Here is a 24,832-nt window from a genome sequence, read left to right on the forward strand (position 1 = left end):
ACGGGCGGGCTGTCACGCGGCCGCGGCCGCGACGACGGGCTGGGCGGCCTTGGGCGTGACGCCCAGGCGGATCTTCGGCGGCTCGGTCTGGCCGGCATCACCGGTGACCGCTCGCAATTCGCAGTTCGCGTAGCCCTGGTGACGCAGGACCGAGACCGCCCGGGTGGGGCCTTCGACACGCAGGGTCAGCGGGCCGCCGGTCGACATCAGCCGCACGCGCACGGCCGTGCCGCGCGCGGGCAGCAGCCAGCGGGAGGCGTTCTGCTGAGCCCGTGCGAGCTGCTGGGCGAACCGCAGCACGTCCTCCAGCACCGGGTCGAAGCCGGTGGTAGGCAGCACTTCGACCGCGGACCGGTCTCGCAGCGTCGGACGGCTCAGCAGCCACCGAGCCAGCTGCCCGACGACCACGCCGACGGCGGCCAGGGTGAGGACCCACCAGGCGTTCCCCAGAGCCCAGTCCATGGCGGTCTGCCCGTACTGCGGCAGCTTCCCGGCTGTGTCGATCAGCTCGTCGATCACGTCATTCGTCGTCATCGTGGCCTCACCGGCGTCCGGCGGGGCGGACGGGGACGGCACGGGACATCGGGTACCTCCTGAAGGCCTTCGGGGTGGCGGATGTCTATAGGGGTGTCGAAACGCGCCGCCGTGTGACATCGGGTGAACCGTCTTTTCGGAATCGCGAGGGCTGCAGGGGCGCGGACCGTGCGGAGGCCGGCGCACGCCGTTCCACGAAGGGGCGTCTTGGCGGCCCTGAAGACCCGGTGGCAGGATTTGTCCGCTGGCTGCCGACCAGGCAACCGCAACGAGGCAGCCCGAATGCCGCCGGTTAGCCGATGTGCCGCATGGCGACGATCTGCGACGTCCAGTAGGAGAGCGGCTTGATCCGCACCTTCATCCCGGTCCGCGGTGCGTCAATGACCTGACCATTGCCGAGATAGAGAGCCACGTGGTTGGGGCTCGCTCCGCTGCCCTCGGAGAAGAGAAGATCTCCCGGGCGCAGGTCGTTCACGGAGCGGACGGGGCTGCCTTCATTCACCTGGTCGTAGGTGGTGCGAGGCAGATTGACGCCGGCCGCCGACCACGCCATCTTCACCAGGCTCGAGCAATCACAGCCGTTGCCGCTCTTGCGGTCGTAGGGCCGCTTGCAGTTGCCGCCCCACTGGTAATAGGTGCCCAGAGCATCCTGAGCGGCGGCGACGACGCGACCGGTCTTCCCCGACCCGGTGACGGTGCCGCTCCCCTCCTGGACCGCATCGGTCCACTTAGCGGCGAGATCGCGGATCTTCTTCACGTAGTTCCGGGTCTCGTCGTACGGCGGGATCCCTTTGTACTTCTGGACCGCGTACGGGCCGGCGTTGTAGGCCGCGAGCATGTTGTCGGTGGCGTCGCCAGGAACCTCATCGACCAGTCCGGCGAGGTAGCAGTCGTAGGCGACCGCGGCCGGCACGGCGTCAGCCGGGTCCCACACGTCCTTGTCGCCGTCCTTGTCGCCGTCGACGCCGTGCGCCTTCCACGTGCCGGGGATGAACTGCGCGATCCCGTCCGCGATCGGAGCACCGGTGTTCGGGTCCTTGGACTGGGCGTCCGGGTTGAAGCCGCTCTCGCTGTAGAGCTGAGCGGCGATCAGTGCGGGCGTGACCTCGGAGCATCCGTACTCGCTGATGCCCTGGTTGATCAGGTCGACGAGCCAATCGGGGACGCCGGCGCCGTCGGAGATGCTGCCGCCGAACCCGGCGTTCTGCAGGTCGTCGCTGCTGTTGTCGCTGCCGATGACGTAGGCGATGCCCATCAGCAGCACGCCGATCAGGATGCAGAAGGACAGGGCCAGGTACCCGATCGTCTTGAGGAACTTGTTCACCGGGCGCCCTTACGCGTTGGGGAGCGCGGTCACGCGCCAGCCGGAGGAGTCCTGGCGCAGTTCCAAAGCGAGCTGTTCCCTGCTGTGCTGAGCCGCTTTCTTCTCGGGTGCGACCACCAGGTCGTAGAAGACCCGGGCATAGGCAAGGTGATTGCTGGGAGCCGGGGCGCCGTCGGGCAGCTCGACGCCGGTGACCTTGGCTGTGACACGGGTGCCGGTGGCCTTCCATTCCTGCCACTGATGCGCCGAGCGGGTGTTCGTCTCGCGCAGGTCGGTGGCGAGGTCGCCGCTCGCGTACGCAGCGGCCCGGCCGCCGGCGTCGCTGAAGGAGGTGTCCCGCCGGGCGTCGTGGCTGGCCCACGCGATGGTGAACTCGCGGGCCACGTCAGCGGCCTCGGGCGGCAGGGCTGCCGTCGACGTCGTACTCGGGGTGGGAGAAGTCGACGAGGGCGCGGTGGCCGATGGCTGAGGGCTGGCTGGCTCTTCTTCGGTGGCCGGGATGGCCCGGTTGGTCGTCGAGGGAGCCGCGATAGCGCCATCGGAGGGGGACGTGTCCGCCGGGGTAACCAGCAGCGCGACGCCGAGAACCGCCAGGACCGCGGCGGCCACGAACAAGGCGATCGTGCCGGCGGCACGCGGCCGGCCGGGCGCAGGAGCGGACATGAAAACCCCCGTGACATGACTAAGGAAGAGGAGGAGGAGAGGCGGGCTGCGTTCCGGGGCGCAGGGCGCGCCCCGGAACGCTGATCAGCTGGACCGCCGAGGCGGCCCGGCGGGACGCGTGGCGCGGCGGACGCTGCGCACGCGGGCAGGTGGGGCAGGTGGCGCGTCGTCGCCCTTCTTCGTCGGTGGCGTTGCGGCGGCCGAGGCCACCGCGGAGGCGGCACCGCTGGGCGCCGACGGCGGCGTGGAGGCGCTCGTGGACGGCGAGGCCGAGCCCGTCGCCGGGGGCGCACCGGGTGTGCGGGGTGCGGCCGCGGAGATCCTGGGGCCGGACCTACTGCTCGCCTGGGCAGTACCGAACGTGGCGGCGAAGCCCAGTTGGGCGTTGGCGCTGCTGCGCGCGACGAACCGGCTCGCGGTGGCGACATTGCGCCGGTACTCGTCTGCGAAGGCCTTGGCTCCGTCGACCTTCTGCCCGACGCGGTTGGCAGCCTGGTCCTTGGCGGCGGTGAGTTGCGTCCTGACCTGGTTGGCGCGGGCCGCCGCCGCGGCGCCGCCCCGCTTGGTCGCTGCCACACCGCGGGGAATGCCGACCGGGGCGCCGACAGTCGCCAGGGCCGTGAACTTCGTGGCCTTCCAGCCGTACTTGGCCGTCGCGGCCGCGACCTTGCCGGTCGCCATCGTGGCCCGGCCGCCGCGGCTCTGGGACATCTTGTTGGCCGCGGCGGTGGCCAGCCGCTTGCGCAGCGCCTGCTTGGCCGCGCCCTGGGCCGCCACCTTGGCCGCGGCCGAGGCTCCGCCCGTGCCGACCGCCGCGGCCGCGTTGGTCGCCAGCCGCGCGGCGGCCCGGACTCGTCCGCCCTTGCGGCGGTTCTGCGGGGGACCGACCCACATCTGCTTGGCGCTGCGGCCGGCCCGTCCGATCGGGCGGGACACCTTGCGAGCCTCACCCTTCGCCTCACCGAACAGCTGCTTGAGCCCGGGTGCGGTCTCGGCGTAGCGGCCGAAGGAGTTGAACACGGACTGACGGCTGCCGCCCACCCGGGCGTTGGCCAGGCGTCGGTTCAGGTTGACGGCGACCTGCCGGGCGGTCTCCTTGATCTTCTTCTGGCCGACGAGGCCTGCGACCGCGGCGATGTCGATGACGATGAATTTGACCGCGAGGACCTTGCCGGTATCGGCGTCGATCAGCGCCAGGATGACCACGATGAAGACGCCCAGGAATAGGACCGCGAGGGCAACGCCGAGGATCGCCTTGGTGATCGCCGAGAACCAGCGCCACAGCACGGCGCGGCCGCCGCCGGGCAGGATGCCGGCGGCCAGGGCCCAGTGGCCGCGGATGCCTTCGAAGGCGACCCAGCCCTGGGAGACGAGGAAGGTGCCGGTGACCAGGACCATGAGGATCGACACGATGACCGCGGCCAGGGCCACGAACGCTGCGGAGAATGTCTGGTCGGCGGAGGCCTTCTTGGCGTCGCCGTCCTTGACCTTGCACACCTTGGTGAAGTGCTCGCCTGCGTTGAGCAGTTGGTCGTTGTAGGTGGCCCCGCCTTCGGTGTTCTGCAGGTTCGCCTCGGCGTCGAAGAAGTTCAGGCCACGCTGCTCGTAGTTGTATTTGATCAGCGAGGCCTGGGCGAAGGCCTTCGAGCACTCGCCCTCGAAGGTCTTGCCGTACAGCATCAGCTGGGTCGGCTTGACGATGAACGCGTCGACGAGCGCGTTGGTGATCGGCCGGCTCACCTCCTTGGACGTGGCCTGCCCGTCGGGGTCGTTCGACAGGATGAGTGCCGATACCTCGAGCGAGAAGTCTCTTGTCTTGCCCAGCAGCCCGTCTTCGGACAGCAGCATCGTCGACCCGCCCGGGGCCGGCTCGTCGTGCGTCCCGAGCAGAACCTGGGCCGGCGACATGAGCACGGTGGTCGCGAGCGCCGCCACCACCAGCGACATCCCGGCCTCGGCGAAGCCGCGGCTGCGCTGCTTGAACAGGATGTGCCAGGCTGCGTAGGCGAACGCGAAGACCAGGAAGAGGGCGGGCAGGCCGAGCCGGTTGATGACCTGGTCGCGCAGGGTCGTGGCGATGTCGTCGGCCGGCCCCACCATGATCTTGGCGAGGCCGAAGCCGAGCGCCCAGTCGATCAACCAGCAGCTGAACCCCACAAACCACTTGCACACGCCGAAGAACAGCTGCGCGAGGATGTTCCACAGCTTCAGGTCGATGTCGTTCCAGTCGCCGGTGTCGGCGTCCACGCTGTACGCGGAGATGGGTACGCCGTACTCGTCGGTGACATTGAACGGCTGCAACAGACCGTCGCTGGCGTCGGCAGGGGTCTTGCTCAGGTCCTCGATCGGCTTGTTGTCCGGGTTCGCGCCTGGCGTGACCCCGGGCCGGGGCTCCATCGGGTCGTACGTGTCCTCGTCGCTCGGCTTGTCCGTGCTGCCGCCGGTTCCGGGCGTCGGAGACGGGGTGGACCCGGGCGCCGTGGGAGCGGTGCCGGGCGTGGGGTTGGGCTCCGGGTCGGCGAAGGCAACGGTCCCGGCCAGGGCCAGGAACAGCGCCAGCGGTATGGCGATCAGCCAGAGCCGCAGGGCGCGCCGCGAGAGCCGTGGCCGGCGGGGCGGCTTCACGCGAGGGCCTCCTCAAGCGGCAGGACCTCGACCGCGGCGCCCGCGTCCTCGTGCTGGCCGGGGGTGGTGTGGATGGCCTCGGCCGCCGGCTCGTCGGCGGGGATGAGGACCTTCATGCCGGCGATCCGCTTACGCAGGTCGCGGTAGAGGCACTCGCCGGCGCGCAGCTGCCGCTCGGTGTCGGAGAGGTTCAGCGGGCTGAGGTTCTCGGTGATGAGCTTGATCATCTCCGGGTCGGCAGGGTCCAGGTCGAGGAACTCCAGGCAGCGGGCGGCCAGCGGCTTGCTGCGGTGCCGGAAGACGAAGATGTGGCTCAGCAGGGCGCGGATCTTGTCGCCGATCTCGCTCTTCGGCCCGATGTCGTAGGGGTCGTGGCTGCCAGCGAATGCGCCGGCGTTGTGCTTGCGGCCGTCGGCGATGATCTCGAGCAGCAGGTTGGAGCCCTCTGCGCTCGAAGTCAGCCACCAGCACTCGTCCAGGAACACGCCGCAGAATTCCTGGGGGTTGGCGAAGCTGATCTCCCGGCACAGGGCCGTCATCAGGTACATCAGCCGCCAGCCGAACCTCTTTTCCACCTCGAGGGAAGGCAGGCGGTGTTCGGAGAGGTCTTCCTTGCTGGGAAGGCCCAGACGGTCGACGGCGAACACGATCGAGTCGGCGTTGGTGATCTGTACGACCGGCAGGGTCGGGTCGAAGATCACCCGGCCGAGGTCCTTTTTGGCCAGGGAGCGCATCTTGCGCACCAGTTCGCTGGCGGCGGCGCGCACGGCTGCGTCGTTGGGTTCGTCCGGGTCGACCGTCTTGGCCCGCTCGGCCAGGGTGGTGATCAGGGCGGTCATGCCGGGATTGGGGCCCAGGCGGGTGGCTTCGATGGCGTCCGCGAGCGTGACGCCCTCGACGGACATGGACGCGATGTCGAGCAGCGGAGTCAGGAAGCTCTCGCAGTACCGCGCGGCCCGCGGCCCGCGGAAGACGCGCAGGGGGTCGAGGCTGACGCCGGCGGTCTCGTCCACCCGGATGATCTGGGTGGTGCCCGGGCATGCGACGGCGAAGCGGCTCCACTCCTGCTGCGGGGTGCGGTCGATGACCAGGGCGCGGCCCCGGCTGCCGGCGGACCCCTCGCGGTGGCCGGTGGACAGGATCGAGTACATCGCCGTCTTCATGGCGACGCTCTTGCCGGATCCCAGCTCGCCGACGAAGGCCGCGGAGGCGGAGGCGTTGACCCTCGGGCCGTGGCTGAAGTCGATCAATACCGGCCGCACGCCTCCGCCGCTGAGCTGCAGCCCGTACAGCGAGCCGGAGTCGTCGCCCAGGCCGGCGCCGCAGAACGGCATCGCCATCGCGAAGTCGCGCGCCAGCATGTACTGGGTGAAGTCGAGCAGGGGCTTGGGGGTGCGGGTTCCGGGGAGCATCGCGTGGAAGAGCGCGACCTGGTCGCCGATTGGGCGCACCATCGTGTAGTCGTTGCCGCCGAAGTGGTTCTGCAGCAAGGCGGCCTTCTCGTTGGCCTCGTCCGGGGTCGCTCCCCACACGCAGGTGGCGATGGACGCCCGGATCTCCACCTCGGTGGAGGAGGCGGTCAGCCGGTCGCGGTACTCGTCCAGCGCGAACGACGCCTTGTCCAACGACGCCGGCACGCCTGCGGTCTCGCCGTCGTATTCGGTGCGCTGGTGGGCGAGCTCCCGCTGCTGCCGGCGGCTCTTGGGCTCGGCCTTGGAACCGGACTCGATGTGCATCCGGACCGTCCAGTCGACGGGGAAGCCGAAGTCGTCCAGGGCGGCGAGGTATTCGCTGCCGGGGAACCGGAATGCCTCGGGCATCTCGGACAGGACGGAGAAGGCCTGGTAGCTCGAGCCGTGCTCGGTGGTGGCCTTCAAGTACCGGCGGCGGAACGGGTTGGTGGGGCCCTTGCTCTCCCGATCGCCGCGGCCTCCTTCGTCGAGGATGACCTGAGTGTGGGCCGCGGTGGTGTGGCCGCGGCTGCGCAGGGCGCGGGGCGCGCCGTCCTCCGGCAGCAGCGGCTCCTCCAGTCCGCGGCGGGCGCTGTGCCCGTAGATCCAGAGGATCTCCGCCTCGGTGGCCGGCCGGAGCCTGACGCCGGAGGGCCAGGACGCGGACATACGGCGGGCCTGCTTGAGGCGTTCGGACTCCTCGCGGACGCTCACCGGCGGCACCGGCAGCCCGAGGGCGGACATCACTTCGGCATGGGCCGAAGAGGCCACGGCCCGGGTGGTCTGCTTGAAGTCGGTGTGGGCCAGCGGCAGGGCCAGGAAGTCGATCCGGCCGGTGAGTTCGAGCTCCTCCAGCTGGTCGAGGACCTTCAGGCTGAGATCGATGTACTCCGGCGACTTGTCCCAGTCGACGCCCGAGGTCATGCGCTTGACCACGGAGGCCGCGTCCACCTGCGGGCACAGGCTCAGCAACAGGACCTCACCGCGCAGCGCCTTGAACAGTGACTCGAGCGCGTCGAGCCGCTCCCTCTTCGTCGCGCGGGAGGCGTGCGTGTAGTTGTCGGTGTCGACACGCCATACGCCCCACACGGTGGCGTTGGTGGTCCAGATCAGATGGCCGCTGATGTGACGGACAGGAAGGCGCATGGCGTCGGTCCTCGATGAGAGAAGGCAGGTCTTACTGGGCGGAGCGCCGGGCGTCGAGGGAGGCGAGCAGCTCCTCCAGCTGGGTGCGCGGGGCGGCATCAGGCCGGTCGGCCGGGGCGGATACGGCGGCCACGGCCGGCACGGGCTGCGGCCGGCGGGCCGACCGGGCGGAGACGGGAAGCGCCAGCGGCGCCACACGAGCAGCCGAAGCCTGCGGCACCGGTGCCGCGCCGGCAGGCGTGAGGATGCGGACGGTGCAGTGGCCTCGGACAAGACGCGGCCGCGGGGTGTGCTGCGGCCGGCCGGCGAGCCGGCCATCGGCGGGCGTGGAGGTGTAGACGAGGAGGCTGCGCAGGGCGCGCGCCGGATCCCGGCCGTCGATCCGCGCCCAGCGCAGCACCCACGCCAGCCCCCACGGGAACGCGATCATGATCAGGACGTTGCCGACCCCGAAGTGCGCCCACAGGCTCTGCGTCAGGGTGAGCGCCGCGAACACGACGACCATCGTCACGATCTGGGTGATCGTGTAGGGGCCGCCCGGGAGCCGTCCGGCTCCCGGGAGCTTGCCGATGACCAGCGGGTGCTTGCGCGCCCGGGTGTAGGAGTGGCCGACCAGCTCCTCTTCGGAGGCGCTCACAGTGACCGCCCACTGGAGGAGTTGGGGGGAAGCTGGAGGACGTGCGAGGTCGGTGCGGAGCCGGTGTCCTCGATCTCGGAGCCGACCTTGGTCTGCAGGATCGGCAGGTTGGCGATGCCCCACAGCACCATCGCGCCGAGGAGGAAGGCGACCAGGGTGGCCACCCAGCTCTTCGTCTTCCAGTACGCCATGGCGATGGCGACCAGGACCATGGCGCCGACCACCAGCTTCACCAGGGTGGTGATCTGGTTCGTCTTGAGCGTGGCCCAGTCCATGATGTCGCCGGCCAGGACGACGGTGTGCGGGTCGGACAGGGTGTGCATGTGCGTTGCCTTTCGTGAGATCGGGTCAGGAGGCCGACGGCGACGGGGAGGCGGTCGCCGAGTCGCCGTCCGTGGTGGCGGGTGTGCTGGGGACGGCTGAGGGCGTGCTGCTCGGGCCGAGCGCCGGGGCGTCGTCGAGGGCCGAGACCTCCCAGCGGCCGGCACGGGCCTGCAGGGTCAGGGCGTAGGCCAGCGGGAAGGTGTTGCCGTCGCTGTCGGTGGCGTCGACGGTGACCAGCAGCTGCCGCTTGGATCCGTCGGCCGGCACCGTCTGGTCGGCGCTGTCACCGGAGTTGTCCTCGACATCGGTGATCTTGACCTCGGTGTAGGGCGCGGGCGTGACCGGCTGGAGCTCGACGCCGGGGGAGGTGTAGCGGTCCAGCTCGCCGTTCCCGGCCAGGAAGGCGTTGAGGAACGAGGCCGCGGTCTGCGTGGCCGGGTCCGAGGTGCCGCTGCCGCGGGAGGTTCCGTAGCCGAGGCCGCCCGGCGTGAGTGCCTCGGGCGCGGCCACCTGCGCCGGCAGTGACACCGCGGTGTACCCGACCTCTGCGCCGGTGTCGGCTGCCCCGCCGGCCGATCGGGGGCCGATCGCCTGGATCGCGACCCGGTAGTACTGGACGCCCGCGTCGCGGTAGGAGTCCTTCGAGGTCTTGGCCGCGATGCTGGCCGCGACGGTCACCGACCAGTAGCCCGGGCTGATCTCGTGCGAGGCGATCGCCGCGGTGCGCGTTGCCGTACGCGTGCCGGGGTCGTGGGTGAGTGCCACCGAGCCCGCGTAGTACGGGGCGAGGTTCTTCTCCGTGCCCTCGCCCGCCTCCAGGTAGGCCGCGACGAAGAGCTGGGCGAAGCCGGACGGCCCGGTGTCGGAGGCCTGCCGGGTCTGCGGGGCGGTCTTGGTCGCTCCTTGGCTCGGAGACGCGGAGGAGAGCAGGGCAGCTGAACCCAGCAGCGGGCCGGCGGCGATGACGACCCAGATGCCGAAGCGCGCGAGCCGGGCCATCCCGGACATGCCGGCGACGCTGGACTGCCAGCCGGTCTCGTCGTCCTCGCCGGTGCGGTGGCCGGCGGACTCGTCCTGGACGTAGGTCTCGGCCCAGTCCGCTTCTGCTGCTCGTCGACGGCGGAACATCACGATGCCCTCCGCGCGACCTGGCTGCCGAGCAGGGCGCTGATCCGCTCCCGCAGTTCGTCGGGACTGCGGGACAACAGCGCCTCCCAGGACTGCAGTGCCGGTTCCGACTCGCTGTCCATGAAGGCGCGCAGGTCCTGGTGGACCTGACGGTCCAGCGGGTTCTGGACGAGCGCGGTGGCGAGCACGGTCAGACGACGCCGGGCCCGGGCAACGCGCTCCTCGTCGTCGTCGAGCGGTGGGACGGAGGGACCGTGCGGGTGGGGAAGCGTGGACACAGCGGTACTCCCGGTCGGATCAGTGGAGGGGGATGGGTGCGCCTGGGCGCCGATCAACCACTAGGGGTGTGGTTTTGACCCGCCGTGTGACATCCGGCGGGGACGAAGTTCAGGCCGCGGCCAGGTAGTAGGCGTCCAGGTCGGCGCAGCGCAGCGGCCGCACCGCGCGACTGGCGCGCTGGCGCAGGCGGGCGCCCTCGGCCCCCATGGCCCTGGTGGTGCGGATCGGACGCCCCGAATCGTCCGAGGAGGCCAGGTAGTAGGCGGTGATCCGCTGGGCGTCGGAGACCGAGAGCGCTTCGGCATCGACCGCCCACATCACGAGAGCGAGAAGGTCTGCGCGGGGATCGTCGGCGGCCAGCTCCGGCTCGTCCTCGCCCACCAGCTCGAGCTCGGCCGCCCGGGCCAGCAGCTCGGCCAGCGAGGCCTGCACGTGAGGGTCCTCCACCGCGGGAGGCATCACCCGGATGCGCCGGTCGCCGGCGAGCGGAGACACCGAAGCGGCGATCCTGCGCAACTCGCCGCGGCTGTCGAAGTCGGCGGCCAGGGTTGCCTGGGCGAGCGAGAGGGTGTCCATGGAGAGGTTCGCGAAGATCCCGTGCGGCCGCCGCGCGACCGGGTAGGTCCGCACCACCTCGAACAGGCAGCTGAGAACCGTGGAGAACAGGTCGTCCCAGTCGATCGCGGAATGCATCTGCGTCCGGGCAATCGAGATCGCCTTGGGCAGCAGAGCGCGCACCACGATCCGCCAGGCGAGCTGCCCGTCGAACGTCTCCGCGGTGGCCCGTTCCAGGAGCACCGCGAGAGCGCGGTCGTACCCGTCGAAGTCGCCCCGGCGACGGAACGCCGTCAGCCGGTCGATCACGTCCTGGGGAACGGCGATCCCCTCGAACTCCGGGTGCTGTGCCGCCCACGCAGCGACGTGGTCGGCGGCACGCAGGTCGCGGCCGAGGACTTCCCAGTCACGGTTCATGCGCTGGACCGTGCCGTTGGAGCCGTACTCGGACTCGGAGGAGCCGGCGGCGAAAGAGCTGTGATTCTTGGTGGCCACGTCCGTGTCCGTCCTTTCACGTCATCCGGTGGGGATGGCGCTCACGCTCTCCGGACCCCCCTTGTCGTCGGCCTGATCACGGCGCGCAGCGGAAGCTGTCAAGGCAAAACGCACGGCGGCGGAGGACACCGCGAGTCGGACAAGGGGACCGGCGACAAGGGGTGCGCACCACTCGACAAGGGGCGCCGACAAGGGGTGCGCGCACCGCACCGCCGCACGGCATCCGACGGTGCGGTGGTGCGGTGCGGTGGTGCGGTCCGCACGCGGTCGCGCACCGGCCGCCTCCCGGTGGTGCGCCGAGCCGGCCGGGGCGGTGCGCACGGGTACGCACTCCTCGGTGCGGAGCCGCTGCGCACCACCGGGAGGAGCGCCGCTCGACCCGCCTGCCCTCCGTACGGACCGTGACCGCGCAGAGCCGAGGGAGGGAGGAGAAATCTCCGTCCCCCCGGGCCGGCATCCGCCTGCGCCCCCGAGGCCGGCGGAGCACCGTCCCACACGCGAACAAGGCCGGAGGCCACGCTCGGCACGGCGAAACCGCTCCTTGGCCGACTCGACAAGGGGTGGTCAGGCCGTCGACAAGGGGTACGCCGTCAGGACGCAGGACTCGACAAGGGGTCACGGCGCCGTCGGCCGAACTCGACAAGGGGTACGGCGCGGAACTCGACAAGGGGTTCCTCCGACACGACCGCCGCCTCGACAAGGGGGCTGCCGTACTGCTCCCGTACCTCGACAAGGGGTGCACGCGGACACGCTGTGTGACGCCCAGGGAGCGCCGTCTTCGTCGGCTCGGTTGCCCGCACCGTCCCTCCGACGGCCCCGCACCGGCCCCGGTTGGACGGAACTGGATCATGTCCCGCACCGGTGCGGTGCGGACCGCCAAGGCCGCGCACCGCACCGGTGCGGGAACGTGGTGCGGTGCGCACGCCGGCCACCAGCCGCACCGCGGCGCACCGGTGCGGTGCGCCGCCCACGAAGATCAGACGGGTGGTACGCCGCCCCATCCGGCGCACCGCGCACCGGCCGCGCCCGGGTCGACGCGGTGCGGTCGTGCGCACTGTGACCCGGAGCCGCACCCGCACCCGGCGGCGATGCGGTGCGGGCAGTTCGTCCGCCGAGCCCGCTTCACACGGCGGCGGCCGACGGCGCCGACCGGTAGGCCCGATCCGGTGCGTCGGCCTTCGACTCCGCGCCGCGCAGCGGCCCGGGCAGCCGAGCCCCACCGCGGTCATGCAGGCCGGAGCGGACCGTGCGTGACGCGCGCGCCAGCGGGGTGCCACCGGGTGCGGAGTACCGAAAGCCGCTCCGACAGCAGGTAGCGCGCCGTGCGTTCGCGGGCCTGTTCGGCGGCCTCGTCCGCCGCACGCTCGGCATCCGCACGCGTGCGGTACCGGTGCGCGCCACGCATCCGTGCCGCGAACGCCAGGTCGGCCTCCGCCGCAGCCACCTCGCCGTGAGCCAGCAGGGCCAACGCTGAACGGCGGGAGGTGAAGACCGCGGTCTCCGCGATCAGCCGGGCCAGCGACGCCACCTCGTCACGGGTGGCTCCGTCAGCGCGAACGCGAGCACTCGCCTCTTCGACCTCGCGCCGCAGGGCCACTTCGGCCTGGACGACCATCCGCTCGACGTCGCTGAGGTTGTCCACCTCGGCCTGCCCGGCGGCCTGCGTCAGTGCCGCTTCGCGGATCTCCGCCTCGGCAGAGCGCCAGGTCGCGCACGCCGTGCACAAGCCCGCCGCATCCGGCGCATCACACCCGGCACACGGCACCGCACGACGGGCCTGTTCGGCTGCTTCGGCCTCGGCCCGCACCTGAGCGATGGCCGCCTGACGAGCGGCCCGCTCGACGGTCGCCCGCGCATGCCGGACCCGCACCTGCTCGGCCTCCCTGGCCACCGCCTCGCGCAGCCGCGCGTCGACCGCTGCCCGACGCGCGGCCGGCGGAGCACCCGCCATCTCGGCATCGACGTCGGCCTCGACGCGACGGCGCAGCGCTCGCCGGTCCGCAACCCGGTACTCGCAGGTCTCGCACGGACCGCCGCCGTCCAGGCGAAGGCCCTCGTCGCAGCGCACATCCGTGCAGTCCGGGCGACGAGGAAGCCCTCGCCGCATCAGCCAGCCCACCACGTTGCGGACTTCTCCCGGGCCGCCCTGGTCCGCGAGCCGTCGGGCCAGCCGTCGGGCCAGCACCCCGCCGGCGTGCGCAGGTCCGGCCTGACCAGCTACCACCTCGAGCTCGGCTCGTACGGCGGCCGCGACCTTCGACCGGGCACCAGGGTGGCTCAACCGCGCCCACAGCAGTTCCACCGGCGCCAGAACATCCTGGAGATCACGCGGCGGCCGCGGAACCCGCCCTTGGCACACCTCGCCTGCGTCGGCACCATCGCCCCGCTGGGAGTCGGAGGCTCCGGTCCGTCCCGGCTGCCGGTCCTGCTCATCCACCGCGGAATCCCTGGGCTGTTCCCCGCGAAGCGGGCGCCCCGCACCGACCACCAGCGTCAGCCGGGGAACTTCCTGCCAAGCGGCGGGGGCGTCCTCGCGCACACCCGCGCGCTCCGGCCGATCACCGGACCCAAGACGGCCTTCGCCGGAAAACCCCCCATCAGCAGCAACTTCAACCACCTCATCAGCCACAGGAGCGTGGCCAGTGTGGTGCTGTGCACTACCGGCGAGGTCTGCCGCACCCGCGCTGAACCCGTCGCCACGATCGGACTGCCCAGTTCCCCCATGGGCCGAGACCTGATGATCGGCCTCAAGATCCCCGAGTGCAGTACCGGCGAGGTCTGAAACGACGGACATCGCACGCTCGGCTCCACCCTTCGGCGCACCCAGAACAGGACCACGACCGTGAGCCTCGGCGACCGGAACCAGGCGCACCCGCGACGTCTGGTGCAGACGCGAGGCAGTCTCCCGGCGCACAACTTCAACGACACCGTGCTCCCTCAGCCGGCCCAAGACCTTGCCGCCGGCCTCCGGCGTGCAGCCCAGCAGCCGGGCAACCGTTGCCGCAGGGCGCCCCCGGCCGGTGTCCACGGTGCCCGGGCACAGCTGCAGCCAGCCCCGCTGTCCCGTCGACAGCACCATCAGCAGCAGCCCCAGCCGGTCCGTCGAGGCACCCCGCCCCGTACGCCCGGCCAACATCCCGGCCGGCACGGGATCCTTGCCCTTCGGCGTCCATCCCGGCCCGAACAGGACCTCGCACAGGCGCAGCAGTACCGCGAGTTCCTGCCTCGACAGCGCCAGGGGATGCCGCCGGTCGCCCGCCTGCTGGGCGCGGTGCATCGGCACAATCCGGCAGTCGAGACCGGTGGGATGACCTTGTTCGTTCGTCACCACATCCGAGTCGAGCACCTGCGCCTTCCGCAAGCGCGGAAGCACGGTGTGCGCCACCGACGACCGAGATACCCCCAACCACCGCCCGAGCTCCATCGCCCAGATCGATGTGTGGAAGTCCCGCCGGGCGTCCGCCTTCGCCATCAGCACCACGGCGCCCAGGCGCACCGAATCCAGGGCGCCCGCCAGAGCCGGATCACCCACCAGTGCACGGACGGCGCCCAGCAGACGACCGCGCATCGTCTTGGTCAACTGGAGGGGATTGCCGACCTCGAGGTACGTGACCGGTCCGGCCTGCGCGGGACGGCGCCGCGAACGAAGTCGCCGCGGCACCGGAACGTCCGGAGGCGATGGCCGTCGCCCCGGGCCGGCTGCCGACCGGGCGGCAACGGAAGCATGCGGAAATGGCGCCTCCGCCGGGGCGGAAGCCGGCTTATGACGTGGGAGCGGGTCGTCGGTCAGAGCTAGGCTGGGCACACTTCTCCTGGCACAGCGGCTTCAGGGTGACGGCCGTCGCAGCTGCGCTGGGTCTGCAGCCCCGCTGGTGCACCCGGCGGGGCTGTTGAGTTGTGGGCTGAATGCGTTCCTCGACGCGGTCAGAGCTGGTGTGTCAGCCCATAGGGGTGCGCGCGAGCAGGACGGTGTGACAGAAAAGCCCGGGCGACTTGCGATCAGTCGTCCACAGGCAACGCCGTCATCCCGCAGCCCGCGATGGCCGAAGGCGGCGCCTCGCGCTCGACCGCGAAGGGACGGTCAGGCGACCGCGGTCACGGCAGCCGGCCTGCAGGACAGCGGCTTCGCCATGAGCCCGGCGCACTTGTCCCTCGTACGCGGGGAGGCGGCACGGCTGTGGGGGTAGGCCGCGAGATGGCGGAGCCGGCCGGTCCGGAAACGCCGATGCACCGTGGACCGGACCGGGCCATGGGCACGCACGCGCGGTGACGAAACGGCGACAAAGGAGTAAATGGTGGCCGAGATCAGCGTGCGCGGGCAGCGCTCAAGCTGACAAAGGGCATGACGGTACTGCAAGATGTACTCCGTTCCTCGAACCGAGCACGCCGAAAGCACTGAAGACGCCGCTGGCGGGCTCGACCCTCGAGGGGCTGCTGCTGTAAGGGCAGTGATCATCAGGTTGGAGGACCTGATCTTCGCTCGACGGAGCTGCTAACTCCGGCTGGGCGGTGAGGGCCGGTGGAGGAGCGCTAACTCCGAAACCGGCAGCGGTGGGGCGGGAGCGGCCTTCGCCAAAAGGCGCCCGCCCAGCATTTCTACGACATTCCGTCCCCCCTACTGGGGGCGGTGCGCCCGTAGCGCGGATCCCCTTATGTCAGGGCCCGCTCGGGCGGCGCGACCCAAGGCCCGGAAGGTCCCCGGTACACCCGGGCGCTGTTACCGGAGCGCTGCGTCACACGACACCGCCTCATCGGCTATTCGATTCGCTCAGCCCCGAATGGAGTCCCACTCGGGGCATTCGTCGCGTCTGAGTTACTGGAGATCGACTGGGGGTCAGCCTATCCCCAACTGTCCCGCAAGTGCACAGACCTTGGCGGGCGCCCCTGGCAAGTGCCACTGCGTGCCAAGCGCCGGCTGTCACGGGGACTTGAAGGGCGAGGGCACGCTCCCGCCGCTTCGTGAAAAAAGCACCCTATCCGCGCGTATCGTCATCAACTCGCAGCAGACCGGGCGGTCTTCGGAAAAGGAGATGCGCCGTATGACGTGCACCGGGGAGCCGCCCGACCTCAGCAACTGGGCCTCCTCGGCGGCTGCTTCGCGCGCGGACAGGTGGCTGATGTGGCCGGTCTCGCCGAAGCCGTGCTCGGCGAGGACCTGCATCTCGTCGACGGACTCCGGCGAGGTGAGCACCCGTGCGTCGTCAACCACGAACGCCGGGAAGTGCAGGTGGCGAAGGGCCCAGGGGGCGCCGTCGTACTCAAGGACCGACTGGCGCACCACCACGTTCATCTCGGCCTGGCCGCCGAGGGCGCGCGCGATCTCATCGGTGGCGTGCCTGCGTTCGACCTTCAGGCCGGTGCCGGCGCCCAGGGCGTCCACGTCGACGGGCAGGACGCGCCCGGTGGTTCGCCAGCGCACGGCGATGGTCGAGGCCGGGCGCAGCACGCGGCTCCCCTTGTAGGGGATGACCTCGATGAGGCCTTCGGCCTCGAGCAGCTTCAGTGCCTCGCCGACGGTGTTGAAGGCCACCCCGCACAGCCGGGCCAGCTCGCGCTGCCCAGGCAGGAAATCCCCCGGCCCGAAGGTGCCTTTGAGGATGTCTGCGCGGATCGCGGCGGCAGCGCGCTCGCGCGGGGCGGGGGTCGGCATGCGCACATCTTGCCGCACTCGCCAGCGCTCACTCGGCACCTGGTCCTCGATTCCCTTGACGTGATCGACATCAGCATGCATCCTGTGACTCAACTGAATCAAATCAGATGAGTCAGTGGAGATCATCTGAACCTCACTGGTGGACGGCGTACACCGTCCATCGTCCGCCCCCTACACCGGAGATGACCACGAATGACCAGCACGTCCGCGCGCCCCCGCCTGGCTGCCGGCCAGACCACGGACAAGGACATCGCGTCTTTCCTGGCCCACACCGAGCCGGTCGACGCCCTTGCCCAGGACGGCTACCTGGCCGGCCATGACGGCAGGGCGATTGCCCAGCAGCTGCGCCGGCCGGGCCTCGTGCGGGCCCTGACCTTCTCCGTCTGCCACAGCGCCCGGCCGGACACCGACCGCTTCTACCAGGACGACGAAGAAGAGGCGGCCCAATGGCGCCGGCGCCGTACGCAGACCATTCGCGATCACTGCGCCGTCTGCCCGGTCCGGGCAGCATGCGCCGAGCTCGCCCTCAGGGACGAGGACGTCCACGGCGTCCGCGGCGGACTGCCGGAGGAGAAGCTCGCGTTGCGGCTCGCCACCGACGCCGACCGCCTGGGGAAGGCACGCGCCGCAGACGACCGCGTCGAGCGGCTCCGGTCCGTCCGGCTCGACGCCGAGCGAGAAGTGCACCGCGTCGCCCTCATGCACACCGGCGGCTCGGTGCCGGCGGCGAAGCGGGCCGAGAACAACGACGAGGTCCGCACGGCGGTTCAGGAGCGCGACGCCGCTAAGAAGGCCCACCGCACGGAGAACGGCTGGACGGTCGCGGCCTGAGCGGCCCCGCCCCGCCGATCACACAAAAGCCAAGACGGCCCCGGGATTGCCCCCCGAGGCCGCAGCAGGTCGACCAACTCAGAAGGAAGGTGACGACCGCATGGCCATCATGTCAGACAAGCCCACCGCCCCGTCCCGCGAGGGAAGCAGGCAGATTGTCGCCGGCGGGCGGATGCGCCGCCCGGCACAGTGCACCCTGACCATCGCGCCGACGGTACTGAGTGCTCACGGCTACCGCGATCAGGCCCACGCTCACCGCGCCGGCATGTGTGCCCGCCTCTTCTCCGCGGCACGCCGCGGCCTCGTGGACACCCGATGACCGCCGCCGCGCGAGCGACCCCGTCCCTCGACGGCCCGCTCGCCAACGAACAGGACCTGGACGACGCGCTCTTCGGCCCCTACGACGAGGACGCGAACGGCGAGGAGTGATCCGGCGGGCGCCGGTACGGAAGGTCAGCCCTCCGCGCGTTCGGTACCGAGGGCCGGGGATCACCGACCAACTGCCCGCTGACAACCCGCCGTCCAGCACCGGTCGCCGGCATCCCGGCCGGAGGCCGCCAATCACCAGCCATCTTGCGAGTACGGAGGATCCATGGACTGGCGTCACAACGCCGTTTGTCGCGAAGAGGACCCCGAGCTCTTCTTCCCCATCGGCACGACCGGGCCCGCCTTGATCCAGATCGAGGAGGCCAAGTCCGTCTGCCGTCGCTGCCCCGTGTCCGGGCAGTGCGGGCAGTGGGCGCTCGAGTCCGGACAGGACTCCGGCGTCTGGGGCGGACTCAGCGAAGACGAGCGCCGCCGGATGAAGCGCCGCGCCGCCCGAAACCGGGCCCGCCAGGCAGCCGCCTGACAACCGGCCGACCCGGCCGACAGCTTACGACACCACAACGGCAAAGCCGGGCCCTCCGCCAGCGATTGAGGTGCTGAGCGAAGGGCCCCGCCCCCGGCTGCAACCAGGGGCTTCCCCGTAACACCTCACTAGCCGAGGAGCACGGAACATGCAGCACCCTACGACGTCAGGCACCCGCCTGAATGCGCAGTTCACCCAATCCACCAGCCCGGCCGGCCTCCGCGTCATGGGCGGTGAACGCTGATGCCGCGCAACAACAACGTCGACCGCGGCCGCCGGTTCGCCTGGGCCGACCCGTCCCAGTTCGGCAGCAGGGGCAACACGATGGGGCGCCCCGCAAAGACAACACGTGCCGCCGCCAACCAGGGCGAGGACTTCCGCACGGGAACGCCCGCGCCCCGGCGCGGTTTCCTCGGACGCCGAGGAGACCGCTGATGGCCTGGCTCGACCGCTACTTCGACAACGGATCCCCGGCCAAGAGCGCCGCCCGCGTCACCCCCGAGCGCACCGACGCCACCCGCACGGAGGCACGCAAGGCCGCAGGGCGCCTCGGTGCCCTCTCGAGCATCGGCAAGAAGCCCGCCCAGCAGTGAGCGAGCCCAACCCACCGCACCCGTCGGACGAGGACCTCCTGCGCGCGGACCGCGTGGATGACCCACGCGCCACCACCGCGTCGGCGGCTGCTCGTCCGACGGCCCGGGCACCAGCCTCGCCGCCGGCCCGCGCGAGCCCCCCATCCGGTCAACAACTACTTCCCGCCCGCAGAAAGGACGATCCGGTGAGCACCGCCACCCACGCACCGCCGTTGAAGAAGGGGGCGTGGCCGCGTACCAAGAGCCGTCCGGCACCACGTCGCGTCAGGCAGCTGACGCGTACGGAGAAGTGCGCCGTCGTCTTCTCGGTGCTGGCCTTCATCGGCGCCGGTGTCGCCGGATTCTGGTCCTCCTTCGACGGTGTGCGCGCCTGGGCCGCGCACAGGGCGGCCTTCGAGTACGCCGCCCTGGTCCCGCTCGCCATCGACTTGCTCATCCCGGCCAGCGGTGTGCTGGCCATGGTCCTCATCCGTGTGGACATGGAACTGCCGTGGCTGCGGTTCGCCCCATGGGCGCTCACCGCGGCCACCGTCTACCTCAATGCCAGCTCCGTACCCGACATCCCGGGAGACGGAATCACTGGGCCCCCGCTCTCGGCCCAGGTGGCCCACGGACTCATGGCGGGCATCTGGGCCATGTGCTCCGAGGTCGGGATCCACGTCTACAAGGCCCACTCCAAGATCGAATCCGGGCAGCGGATGGCCCGCATCCGACGCTCCCGCTGGTTCCTTTCACCGATCCGCACCGCCCTGCTGTGGCGCCGCATGGTCCTGTGGGAGATCCGCAGCTACGAAGTGGCCCTGCAGCTCGAGCACCAGAGGCTCCTGGAGGTGGCGCGACTCAAGCGTGAACACGGCCGACTCCGGTGGCGGTGGAGGGCTCCGCTGGAGGAGCGCGTCCGGCTCACACTCGGCGTCCCGGTCTCCGCTGCCGTCGCCGATCCGACCGACTCGCGGAGCGATCCGACCTCCGTAGCGGAATCGGTTCACCTCAGTCGGACCGAGGAGAGGCAGTCGGACCCGACACAGCCGGTCGGACCGACCTCGGCCCCCGGGGAGTCGGACGAGTCAGCCGGGTCGGACCCGGCCCGGTCGGTCGGACCGACCCCCACAACCCGGGAGTCGGACTCGTCGGCTGACGCTGTGTACCCGGTCGGTCGGATCGGTCTGGCCGGCAGCCCGGGTCCGACCGACTGGGCTCGAGCCGTAGAGTCGGGCGCTCTCTTCCAGAAGCCTTCCGCGCCGGCCGGTCCGACCGCAGACCCGACCTCGCAGGTCAGCGACGAGTCGGTCGGACCGGACCCGATCCAGTCGGACGACGAGCCGACGCCGACCAGCACGGATGAGACTCCCGCCGAGTCGGACCCGAAGGCAGACGAGCCGACCGGTCCGACCCCGCGCAGGACGACCAAGTCGTTGCCCGAAGTCATCGACGAGGCCCGCATCCAGCTGTCCGACGTGCCGACGGCCGCCCTCACCGAGGAACGGATCCGGCGGGTCATGGGATGCGGTGCCTCCCGAGCCAGGCGCATCCGGGACCAGCTCAAAACGGAGCGTGCGAAAGCGGCCTCCGACCCGGAGCGCGGAACCGGATGACCGCAGACCAGCGGTCCGACTCCCCGCCCGCCCCCTCGCTGCGCGGAGTCGGACCGTTCACGCCGCACGGAGGTGCTGCCTTCGACCATCCGGCGGACCTCGCATTCCCCCAGCCCCCACCCGGCGCGCCCTCGCCGTCTGATCGCCGTACGGAAGGCCTTCCCGTGTTACTCCGCTTGCTGCTTCGCCGCCCCCTCCTGCGACGTCGCGCGCGCCTCGGCGCCGGCGCGGAACCGGAAACCCGCACCGTCATGCCCCGCTCCAGCCCTGTTCACGAGCTGTCCAGCGCGGACCGCCTGGACCACGGGCCACTGCCCGCGACGGCACCGCCGCCCGGGCAGGACGACGCCGAACGCGCCGTACGCGCCTGGCTCCACCGAGACCAGTACGGCCTGCCCGACACCCCGGCCAAGGAGTCCCACTGATGCCCGGCGTCGAACACACCAACGCCTTCACCAAGCAGACCGACACGGCGAGGGCCTCGCTGACCGGCGACCCCGCCGCGGGCGACGGTGGGTGCTGTGCCGGCTGCCCGATCGCCGCAGGGTGCGCCCTGGCCAGCGACGTCTACGTCACCTGCCCGATCACCGGCAGCACGCCGCCTCCGGCCCCGCCCGCCGGCGTTCCCGAACTGGCCGGCTCGGAACTGCAGCCGGATGCGGATCCGGGAACCAACTGGAGCGACGTGGCCAGTCGGGGTGTGGAGACGGCAGTCTCCGCGGCCTTCGGCTTCGGATGGCTCGACGCCCTGATTGCCATCGTCCAGCGCTCGGACGGCACGGACGCCCAGGGCAACCCCGTCGACTGGGGCCGGTTGCAGCCCCGGCGCAACGGGCTGTCGATCTTGTTCGTCTCCTTCGTCCCCCTCGGTGAGCACACCGCCGCCGCCTGGGTCGCCCAGGGCCTTACCGAGGCGACCGACGCCTACCTGCACTACGGCCTCGGAGCGGTGTTCATGCCGCTGGGAGCCGGCCTCGTCGTGCTGCCGGTGCTCGCGTGCCGCGAGATGAACGGCGTGTTCGGCGCGCTGTGCCGTGGCGCGACCGGCCTGGTGGCCCTCGCCGCCCGCATCGCCTGCAAGTTCCTGACCTCACGGCTGGGGTGGATCGTCACCCGCCCTGCCCTGTGGGCCGGCGGGATCGGCCCGCTCCTTCTCAGCTGGCGTTTCATCGTTTCTCGTCTCACCGGAGCCTGATCGTGTTCGACAACCACGTTGCCAACGGCACCTTCGGAACCCTCGCCTTCGGAGTGCTCACGCTCGTCGTGATCGCGGCCGGGTTCAAGTACAAGCTGCTGCGCCGCAAGAAGACCATCGTCTTCGTCGCCCTGGGCGTCCTCGCCGTCACCGTCAACTCCGGCGGCCTGCTCGGCGAAGTCGCCGGCGCCCTGCGCCTGGGCATGAACGTCGCCGGCGAGCAGGGAATCAACGGGTTGGCCGGCGCGAAGACGCCGGCCAACCCCCCGACCACCCAGGTCACCCCCGTCACCGCGTTCGGCGCCCTCCTCGGCCTGGCCATCCTCGCCTGGTACGGCATCAAGCTCTACGCGGCCAAGGGCAAGCCGGAGGACTGGAAGGAGATGATCGGCGGCGTCATCGTCGGCGTCTGCTCCGGCACCGGCGTCGGGTTCCTCGGGATCGCGCTCAACAGTGGCGTCATCGTCAGCAACAACGTCGGCTTCTACGTCTTCGGCGGCTGACCCTGCGGGCCGTGACGGTCCCCCACACCCCCCGAAGCCGGGGTGTGGCGGGCCGCCCTGGCCCGGACGCCCCACGTCCAGCCGCACCTCACACCCCCTACCCGGTCCCCAGCGATCGGCCCGCCCCACCGCCCAGCGACGGAGGAGTCCATGAGCACCGCCCACGAACCGCGCCCCCGTGACCTTGAGGTCGACGACGGCGAGCACGGGGCGGCCGCGACCGTTGCCGAGGCGCCAACCAGCGACGACGACCAGAACGACGACAGCGAGCGGACCAACCACGCGGCGGCCAGGCGCTGCGCGCACCACGCCGCAACCGTCCTCCGCCTCGTATCCGGCCACACCGGCCCCGGCCTGCGCCACGGCTGGGACGCCCTCATGCACTGGACGACCGTCGCCTACATGTCGGACGAGGAGATCCGGCGCCGGCTCGTCAAGAAGCACCTCGACACCTACATCGCCGACCGTGACGCCACACGGTCCAACATCAACCGGCTCAGCAAGAAGACCGGCAAAATGGCCCGGGAAGCCGTGACCTTCGGCCTCACGCCCGAAGAGGCCGCCCGCCTCCGGGCGACCAACACCGAACTCCAGCGCCAGCGCCGGGCCGGCACCGCCCTGGCACGGATCCCCTTCGACGCGGAGACAGCCCAGCCCACCGAGGCGCAGATCCGCCGCCACCGCACCGTCCAGAGCCTGGCCCGCTTCGCCGGCGTCCTCCTGCCTGCGGGCGCAGCCACCATCGGCCTGATCGTCGCCGCCCCCACCGCTGGCCTCATCGCCTTGCCCCTCCTGGCCGGCGCGGCCTGGTGGCTCGGTCGGCACCCCGTGGAGCTGACCCAGCGGCCGCTCCCCGCCGACCTGGTCGGCCCTGCGGAACTCGAGCCGCTCCTCCTCGACGCCGATGACGACCCCGACGCCGCCGAGCTCGAGGATGAGGGCCCCTACGCGATCGCCAACGCCACTACGCCGGAGGAGGCCGAAGAAGCCCTGCGGCGGGCGATCATCCACGAGGGCGAAGACGTCGAGTCCGTCACCGACGCCCGGCGCGAGCCGTGGGGCTGGTCCGTCCGCGTCACCTTCCGCACCGGCTCACCCGACGACCTCAACAAGGAAGACACTTACAAAGGCCTGGTCACCCTGTTGCGCGTGCGCCGCAACGGCCTGCTCATCGAAGGCGACCCGGACGACGGCGCGGCCTGCACCGTACGCATCCTCATGCGCCATCCCTTCACCGCCGAGCTGGTGGGCGACGTCCCGTACAGGGCTCCACTCTCTGCCTCGATCACCGACGTCTTCGACTTCGGGGTCGCCATGGACGCCACCCCCCTCGCCTACGCCCTCGCCGGACTGATGCTGCTCATGGTGGCCGACTCCGGCGGCGGCAAATCCGGCATCATGCTCGCGATGGCCGAAGCCGTCACCTCCACACGCGACGCGGTCGTCGTCAACGTGGACCCGGTGGGGACCGGCGTCGACGCACTCGGGCCGGCGATCACCCTGAGCGCCTGCATGGACGACGACACCATCTGCGCCCTCCTGGAGTTCTTCCTCGCCCTGTGCTCCGCCCGAGCCCGACTACGCGCCACGTACGGATGGGGCAACCTCTGGCGCGTCTCATCCGAACACCCGGCGTTCTGCCTGTTCGTCGACGAGTGGCCCCAGCTCTCCCCCCGCGCCAAGGCCCTGCTGATCCGGCTCCTGCTCCTCGGCCGCAAGGAGGCGATCTGGGTGTACGGCGGCAGCCAGTACGGCACCAAGGACCACCTGGGCGAGGCGATCGGTCCCAAGCTCTCGGCGAAGCTGATCGGCGCCAGCCGCCGCGTCGACGTCACCGAACTGCTCGGCGCCGGCGCGCTCGCTGAGGGCTACCGAGCGGACCTGATCCGTCCGGCCACACACAACGCCCGCAACGATGCGGGCCAGATGTACGCGCAGGGCCTGGCCGGCATGTCCGACCGCCCCATGCGATATCAGGTACGCGAGATCCACGCCGACTACGCCGCCAGAGTCGGCGCCGAGCGAGCAGCTGCCGGGCTCCCGGACGTCACCCACACCCTCGCCGAGGCCGGCATGCTCGATGCCTGGCTCGAACTCCAGGAAACCTGCGCGAACAACACCGTGATGCCCGCCGGCCGAGCCCGCGCCCCGGAGATCCTGCTCACCATCCGCGACGCGTTCATGCGTGAGAACGACCCGACGTACATGACGCTCGATCAACTCCACGGTCACCTCCGCCGAGCCGCTCCCGACCCCTGGGAGCAGTGGGACGGCCTGCCCAACCATGACCGCCTGCGCGAGCTCGGCAAATCCCTCCGCCGGTCGCTCGACGACGCGGACGTCGCGCTGTCCTCGCAACGCATCCGCGAGGTGGAGGGCAAGCCCCGCGGCTACTACCTCACCGACGTACAGGAGGCTCTCGACCACGCGACGTGATCGCCTTCCGATTGGCAT

At 71.0% G+C, this 24,832-nt stretch carries 22 protein-coding genes; 10 read left to right on the top strand and 12 right to left on the bottom strand.

Going from position 1 to position 24,832, the window contains the following annotated elements; all coding sequences use genetic code 11:
* Window positions 1-12: 12 nt before the first annotated feature.
* The 12 genes from AQJ46_RS46910 to AQJ46_RS46970 form a co-directional block, all read right to left on the bottom strand.
* Complete coding sequence (locus tag AQJ46_RS46910; RefSeq protein ID WP_059211476.1) at window positions 13-576, bottom strand: hypothetical protein; 564 nt, start codon at window positions 574-576, stop codon at window positions 13-15.
* Window positions 577-826: 250 nt separating this feature from the next.
* Entirely contained in the window at window positions 827-1,858 is a 1,032-nt protein-coding gene (locus AQJ46_RS46915; RefSeq protein WP_059211477.1) for an NlpC/P60 family protein, read from the bottom strand.
* A 9-nt stretch (window positions 1,859-1,867) separates the two neighbouring features.
* Window positions 1,868-2,521, bottom strand: coding sequence for a hypothetical protein (locus AQJ46_RS57995; RefSeq protein WP_225887617.1), 654 nt, complete (start codon window positions 2,519-2,521; stop codon window positions 1,868-1,870).
* A gap of 84 nt (window positions 2,522-2,605) precedes the next feature.
* Complete coding sequence (locus tag AQJ46_RS46925; protein ID WP_059211479.1) at window positions 2,606-5,146, bottom strand: hypothetical protein; 2,541 nt, start codon at window positions 5,144-5,146, stop codon at window positions 2,606-2,608.
* Window positions 5,143-7,743 (bottom strand): ATP-binding protein, encoded by a 2,601-nt coding sequence (locus tag AQJ46_RS46930; RefSeq protein WP_059211480.1) that lies wholly within the window; start codon window positions 7,741-7,743, stop codon window positions 5,143-5,145. Before AQJ46_RS46930 ends, AQJ46_RS46925 begins: the two co-directional genes overlap by 4 nt.
* 31 nt (window positions 7,744-7,774) lie before the next feature.
* A complete protein-coding gene (locus AQJ46_RS46935) occupies window positions 7,775-8,380 on the bottom strand; it encodes a hypothetical protein (RefSeq protein WP_059211481.1) in 606 nt (201 codons plus the stop codon).
* The gene (locus AQJ46_RS46940; protein WP_059211482.1) at window positions 8,377-8,703 is read right to left on the bottom strand and encodes a hypothetical protein; all 327 of its coding nucleotides are present in this window, start codon (window positions 8,701-8,703) and stop codon (window positions 8,377-8,379) included. The genes AQJ46_RS46935 and AQJ46_RS46940 overlap by 4 nt, the downstream gene beginning before the upstream one ends.
* A 25-nt stretch (window positions 8,704-8,728) precedes the next feature.
* Complete coding sequence (locus AQJ46_RS46945) at window positions 8,729-9,832, bottom strand: conjugal transfer protein (protein ID WP_059211483.1); 1,104 nt, start codon at window positions 9,830-9,832, stop codon at window positions 8,729-8,731.
* A complete protein-coding gene (locus AQJ46_RS46950; RefSeq protein WP_059211484.1) occupies window positions 9,832-10,110 on the bottom strand; it encodes a hypothetical protein in 279 nt (92 codons plus the stop codon). The genes AQJ46_RS46945 and AQJ46_RS46950 overlap by 1 nt, the downstream gene beginning before the upstream one ends.
* A gap of 109 nt (window positions 10,111-10,219) precedes the next feature.
* Entirely contained in the window at window positions 10,220-11,161 is a 942-nt protein-coding gene (locus tag AQJ46_RS46955) for a hypothetical protein (protein WP_059211485.1), read from the bottom strand.
* 1,225 nt (window positions 11,162-12,386) lie between these two features.
* Window positions 12,387-14,741: an ATP synthase subunit B family protein gene (locus tag AQJ46_RS55820; RefSeq protein WP_159064200.1), complete on the bottom strand. Its 2,355-nt coding sequence runs from the start codon at window positions 14,739-14,741 to the stop codon at window positions 12,387-12,389.
* Between the two features lie 1,338 nt (window positions 14,742-16,079).
* A complete protein-coding gene (locus AQJ46_RS46970; protein ID WP_059211488.1) occupies window positions 16,080-16,937 on the bottom strand; it encodes a GntR family transcriptional regulator in 858 nt (285 codons plus the stop codon).
* A 66-nt stretch (window positions 16,938-17,003) separates the two neighbouring features.
* On the opposite strand from AQJ46_RS46970, the gene AQJ46_RS46975 reads away from it, so the two are divergent.
* The 10 genes from AQJ46_RS46975 to AQJ46_RS47015 all read left to right on the top strand — a co-directional run bounded on the left by AQJ46_RS46975 (window position 17,004) and on the right by AQJ46_RS47015 (window position 24,814).
* A complete protein-coding gene (locus AQJ46_RS46975) occupies window positions 17,004-17,642 on the top strand; it encodes a WhiB family transcriptional regulator (RefSeq protein WP_059211489.1) in 639 nt (212 codons plus the stop codon).
* A 100-nt stretch (window positions 17,643-17,742) separates the two neighbouring features.
* The gene (locus AQJ46_RS46980; RefSeq protein WP_059211490.1) at window positions 17,743-17,961 is read left to right on the top strand and encodes a hypothetical protein; all 219 of its coding nucleotides are present in this window, start codon (window positions 17,743-17,745) and stop codon (window positions 17,959-17,961) included.
* A gap of 273 nt (window positions 17,962-18,234) precedes the next feature.
* Window positions 18,235-18,492 carry a WhiB family transcriptional regulator gene (locus AQJ46_RS46985; protein ID WP_059211491.1) on the top strand — a complete coding sequence of 86 codons (258 nt, stop codon included), beginning with the start codon at window positions 18,235-18,237 and terminating at the stop codon, window positions 18,490-18,492.
* A 243-nt stretch (window positions 18,493-18,735) separates the two neighbouring features.
* A complete protein-coding gene (locus tag AQJ46_RS55825; RefSeq protein ID WP_059211492.1) occupies window positions 18,736-18,927 on the top strand; it encodes a hypothetical protein in 192 nt (63 codons plus the stop codon).
* Complete coding sequence (locus AQJ46_RS55830; protein ID WP_159064201.1) at window positions 18,927-19,085, top strand: hypothetical protein; 159 nt, start codon at window positions 18,927-18,929, stop codon at window positions 19,083-19,085. Before AQJ46_RS55825 ends, AQJ46_RS55830 begins: the two co-directional genes overlap by 1 nt.
* A gap of 185 nt (window positions 19,086-19,270) precedes the next feature.
* Window positions 19,271-20,680 carry a DUF2637 domain-containing protein gene (locus AQJ46_RS46995; protein WP_059211493.1) on the top strand — a complete coding sequence of 470 codons (1,410 nt, stop codon included), beginning with the start codon at window positions 19,271-19,273 and terminating at the stop codon, window positions 20,678-20,680.
* A gap of 251 nt (window positions 20,681-20,931) precedes the next feature.
* Complete coding sequence (locus tag AQJ46_RS47000) at window positions 20,932-21,105, top strand: hypothetical protein (protein WP_159064202.1); 174 nt, start codon at window positions 20,932-20,934, stop codon at window positions 21,103-21,105.
* Window positions 21,105-21,875: a hypothetical protein gene (locus AQJ46_RS47005; RefSeq protein ID WP_059211495.1), complete on the top strand. Its 771-nt coding sequence runs from the start codon at window positions 21,105-21,107 to the stop codon at window positions 21,873-21,875. Before AQJ46_RS47000 ends, AQJ46_RS47005 begins: the two co-directional genes overlap by 1 nt.
* 2 nt (window positions 21,876-21,877) lie before the next feature.
* Window positions 21,878-22,378, top strand: a complete 501-nt coding sequence (locus AQJ46_RS47010; RefSeq protein WP_059211496.1) for a hypothetical protein — start codon at window positions 21,878-21,880, stop codon at window positions 22,376-22,378.
* Window positions 22,379-22,528: 150 nt separating this feature from the next.
* Window positions 22,529-24,814, top strand: coding sequence for a hypothetical protein (locus AQJ46_RS47015; RefSeq protein ID WP_059211497.1), 2,286 nt, complete (start codon window positions 22,529-22,531; stop codon window positions 24,812-24,814).
* Window positions 24,815-24,832 lie beyond the last annotated feature (18 nt).

It is taken from the genome of Streptomyces canus (genome assembly GCF_001514145.1).
GTDB lineage: Bacteria > Actinomycetota > Actinomycetes > Streptomycetales > Streptomycetaceae > Streptomyces > Streptomyces canus.